Annotated in this window: 3 protein-coding genes; all 3 read left to right on the top strand. The window is 75.2% G+C overall.

The window, feature by feature from the left end; all coding sequences use genetic code 11:
* Positions 1 to 14 precede the first annotated feature (14 nt).
* A complete protein-coding gene (locus tag ACY5KJ_RS18365) occupies positions 15 to 1,082 on the top strand; it encodes a glycosyltransferase family 9 protein (RefSeq protein WP_462187621.1) in 1,068 nt (355 codons plus the stop codon).
* The gene (locus ACY5KJ_RS18360; RefSeq protein ID WP_462203944.1) at positions 1,082 to 2,335 is read left to right on the top strand and encodes a glycosyltransferase; all 1,254 of its coding nucleotides are present in this window, start codon (positions 1,082 to 1,084) and stop codon (positions 2,333 to 2,335) included. The genes ACY5KJ_RS18365 and ACY5KJ_RS18360 overlap by 1 nt, the downstream gene beginning before the upstream one ends.
* A 42-nt stretch (positions 2,336 to 2,377) precedes the next feature.
* Positions 2,378 to 4,078, top strand: a 1,701-nt coding sequence (locus ACY5KJ_RS18355) for a PfkB family carbohydrate kinase (RefSeq protein ID WP_462203943.1), incomplete at its 3' end; no start/stop codon positions are given.

The following is a 4,078-nucleotide window of genomic DNA, read 5'->3' as shown; positions in this document are numbered from 1 at the left end:
GGGGCGGTGCGGCGATGACCGCCCGGGTGCTCGTCGCGCGCCTCGACAGCGACGGCGACGTCCTGCTGTCCGGTCCAGCGATCCGCGCGGTGGCCGCGACCGCGGCGCACGTGACCCTGCTCGTAGGCCCCCGCGGGCGGGCGGCTGCCGAGCTGCTGCCCGGAGTGGACGAGGTTGTCGTCTGGCGCTGCCCCTGGATCGACGCGAGCCCGCCACCGGTGCGCCGCGACGACGTCGACGGCCTCGTCGACCGGCTGGCCGCCGGTCGCCTCGACGACGCGCTGATCCTCACCTCGTTCCACCAGAATCCGCTGCCGCTGGCCCTGCTGCTGCGGATGGCCGGCGTCGGGCGGATCGCCGCCGTGAGCGAGGACTACCCCGGCACGCTGCTCGACGTCCGCCACCACCTGCCCGAGACGGGGCTGCACGAGGTCACCAGAGCCCTGTCGACCGCGGCGGCGCTCGGCTACCGGCTACCGGACGAGGACGACGGGCTGCTCGCGGTCCGCCGGCCGCTGCCGGACCCGACCCCCCTGATCGGCCCGGAGCCGTACGTCGTCCTGCATCCGGGCGCCTCGGTGGCCGCCCGACGCTGGAACCCGCCGCGGTTCACGGTGGTGGTGCGCCGGCTGACTGGCCGGGGACACCGGGCCGTCGTGACCGGTGGACCCGACGAGGTGGGGCTCACCGCCACCGCGGCCGGCCGCCTGCCCGGCGTGCATGACCTCGGCGGGCGCACGGACTTGGCGGGCCTCGCCGGCGTCCTGGAGCGGGCCGGCGCGGTGGTCGTCGGCAACACCGGCCCCGCGCATCTCGCCGCCGCGGTCGGCACCCCGATCGTCTCCCTGTTCGCCCCGACGGTGCCGGCCGAACGGTGGCGGCCCTACACCTCCCGGCACGTCCTGCTCGGCGACCAGGCGATCGGCTGCGCCGGATGCCGGGCCCGGGACTGCCCGGTGCCCGGCCATCCCTGTCTGAACACCGTCGAACCCGACGAGGTCGTCGACGCCGTGGAGACGGTTCTCGCCTTCCCCGTCGTCACCGTTCCCCCCGCCCGGCAGGAGGTCCTGGAGGCCCCTTGATGAAGGTCCCGACGAAGGTCTCGACGAAGGTCTCGATGGTTTCCGAGCATGCCAGCCCGCTCGCGGCACTCGGCGGTGTCGACGCGGGCGGGCAGAACATCCACGTCGCCTCGCTGGCCGATGCCCTGGCCCGCCGGCAGGTCGACGTCATCGTGCACACCCGCCGGGACGACCCCGACCTGCCGCGCCGCGTCAGGCGCGGGGAAGGCGTCCAGGTGGACCATGTGCGTGCCGGTCCCGCCAGATTCGTTCCTAAAGACGAACTTCTCCCCTACATGGACGACTTCGCCGCCGACCTGCACGAGCAGTGGCGACGGTGCCGTCCCGACGTCGTCCACGCGCACTTCTGGATGTCCGGGCTCGCCGCGCTGCGGGCCGCCCGGCCGCTGGGCATCCCGGTGGTGCTCACGATGCACGCCCTGGGCGTGGTGAAACGCCGCCACCAGAGCCGCAAGGACACCTCACCGCCGGAACGCGTCGCCATCGAACAGCGGCTCGTCGGCGACGTCGACCAGCTCCTCGCCACCTGCACGGACGAGGTGTTCGAGCTGGTCCGGCTGGGGGCGCCGCGCGGGCGGGTCAGCGTGGTGCCCTGCGGGGTGGACCTGTCCCGGTTCACCCCGCACGGATGGGCCCGGCCGCGGCGCGGCGACCGCGTCCGGCTGCTGTTCGTCGGTCGTCTGGTGGAACGCAAAGGGGTCGGCAACGTCATCAGCACGCTGCCCCATCTGCCGGCGGCCGACCTCGTCGTCGCGGGTGGTCCCGATCCGGCGCACCTCGACACCGACCCGGAGGTGGACCGGCTGCGTCGACTGTCGGTCGAGCTGGGCGTCGCCGACCGGACGAGCTTCATCGGGCGCGTCGACCACGACGAACTGCCCGCCCTCTACCGCTCCGCCGATGTCGTCACCTGCGTGCCCTGGTACGAACCGTTCGGCATCGTCCCACTGGAGGCGATGGCCTGCGGCGTGCCGGTTGTCGCCTCGGCCGTCGGCGGTCTCGTCGACACGGTCGTGGACGGCAAGACCGGCCTGCACGTGCCACCACGGTCCCCGGAACGGATCGTTGAGGCCCTTACCGAGCTGATGGGCGACCCCGCGTGGCGGCGGGAACTCGGTGAGCAGGGCGCCCGGCGCGCCCGCGCCCTGTTTTCCTGGGACCGGGTGGCCACGCTGACCCTGGGCAGCTACCAGCGGTTGACCCGCCACGGCACGTCCCGCTTCGGCCGTCCCTATCTCCCGGCGGGGGTCTGACCCATGGACCGACCGGCACCGGGACCGGCGGCATGCCGGCCGATGCCGTCCGGGCGCGGCCACGTCGCCGCGTTGCAACTGGCCCTGGACGGACTCGACGTCGACCGGCTCGCCGCCTGGGGGACCCGGCTGGCCGAGGTCCTGGCCGCGGGCGGCCGGCTGCTCGCCGCCGGCAACGGCGGATCCGCCGCCGAGGCCCAGCATCTGACCGCGGAGCTGGTCGGCCGGTTCCGCGACGACCGGGCCCCGATGTCGGCCATCCCGCTGCACGCTGACACCTCCTCGCTGACCGCGATCGGCAACGACTTCGGCTACGACGACGTGTTCGCCCGCCAGGTGCGCGCCCACGGCCGGCCCGGCGACGTCCTGATGCTGCTGTCCACCTCGGGCCGCAGCGCCAATCTGCTGCACGCGGCCGACGCGGCCCGGGAGCTGGGCCTGACAACGTGGGCGCTGGTCGGCCGGGCCGACAGCCCACTGGCGGCCGCCTGCGACGAGATCGTGGCGACCGGGCGCGCAGGCGAGAGCGAACCGCGCGAGAACGAACCGCGCGAGAACGAACCGCGCGAAAGCGAACCGTCGACCGCGACCGTGCAGGAGACCCACCTGGTCGCCGTGCACGTTCTCTGCGCGGCCTGTGACGTCGCGCTGGGCGTCGCGCCGACCCGGGAGGCCCTGCCGCGATCCGCCGCCTCGTCCGCGTCCACACCGCAATCCGCTGCCCCACCGGAATGCGCTGCCCCACCGTCCCCGCGGCGGCCGCTGGTCGTCGTCGGAGACACGCTGCTGGACCGCGACCTCGTCGGCCGGGTCGAACGGCTGGCCCCCGATGCGCCGGTGCCCGTGCTCGACCAGACCGACGACCTGGCCCGGCCGGGCGGCGCGGGCCTCGCCGCCCTGCTCGCCGCCCGCGACGGTCACGACGTCGTCCTCGTCACCGCCCTGGCTGACGACGAGGGCGGGCGACGCCTCGCCGCGTTGCTCGCCGACGCCAGCGTCACCGTCGTCGACCTCGGGCTCGACGGCCCGACACCGCAGAAAATCCGGATGCGGACCGGCACCAGCACCCTGCTGCGTCTCGATCGCGGGACCGGTGACAATCGCGGGACCGGTGGCGCGGTGCGCGACACGCTTCCCGAGGCGGGCCGGCGGGCGCTCGCCGCGGCCCGGGCGATCCTCGTCGCCGACTACGGTCGCGGACTCGCGCGGCATCGCCCGGTCACCGCGGCGCTCGCCGGCCGGGCGCGGCGGGTTCCACTCGTCTGGGATCCGCACCCGCGGGGTGACGTGCCCCCGCGCGGCGCCACGCTCGTCACACCGAACCTGGCCGAGACGCGGTGGTTCACCCGCAACGCCACGGTGCGCCGGGACCCCATCGCCGAGGCTACGGACCGCGGCCGCCGGCTCGTGGCCCACTGGGGTGCCGCCGGCGTCGCGATCACCCTCGGCGAACGCGGTGCCCTGCTGGTCGGCGCCTCGGACACGCCCCCGCTGATCGCACCGGCGACGCCGGTCGCCGCGGATCCCTGCGGCGCCGGCCACCGCTTCGCCGCGACCGCCACGGCGCTGCTGGGCGCGGGTGCGCTGCCGTCGGAAACCGTCGTCGCCGCGACCCGCGCCGCCAGCGACTTCCTCGCCGCCGGCGGGGTCTCGACGCTCGCCCGGAAAGACGGAGGCGGGGACGAAGGCGGGACTCGCGACGGAGATGGAGGCCGGGGCGGAGACGCAGGCCGGGGCGGGAAC

The sequence above is a fragment of the Frankia sp. CcWB3 genome, from assembly GCF_977927595.1.
The sequence above is the reverse complement of the archived record's forward strand: the minus strand, read 5'-3'. Positions and strand labels throughout refer to the sequence as shown.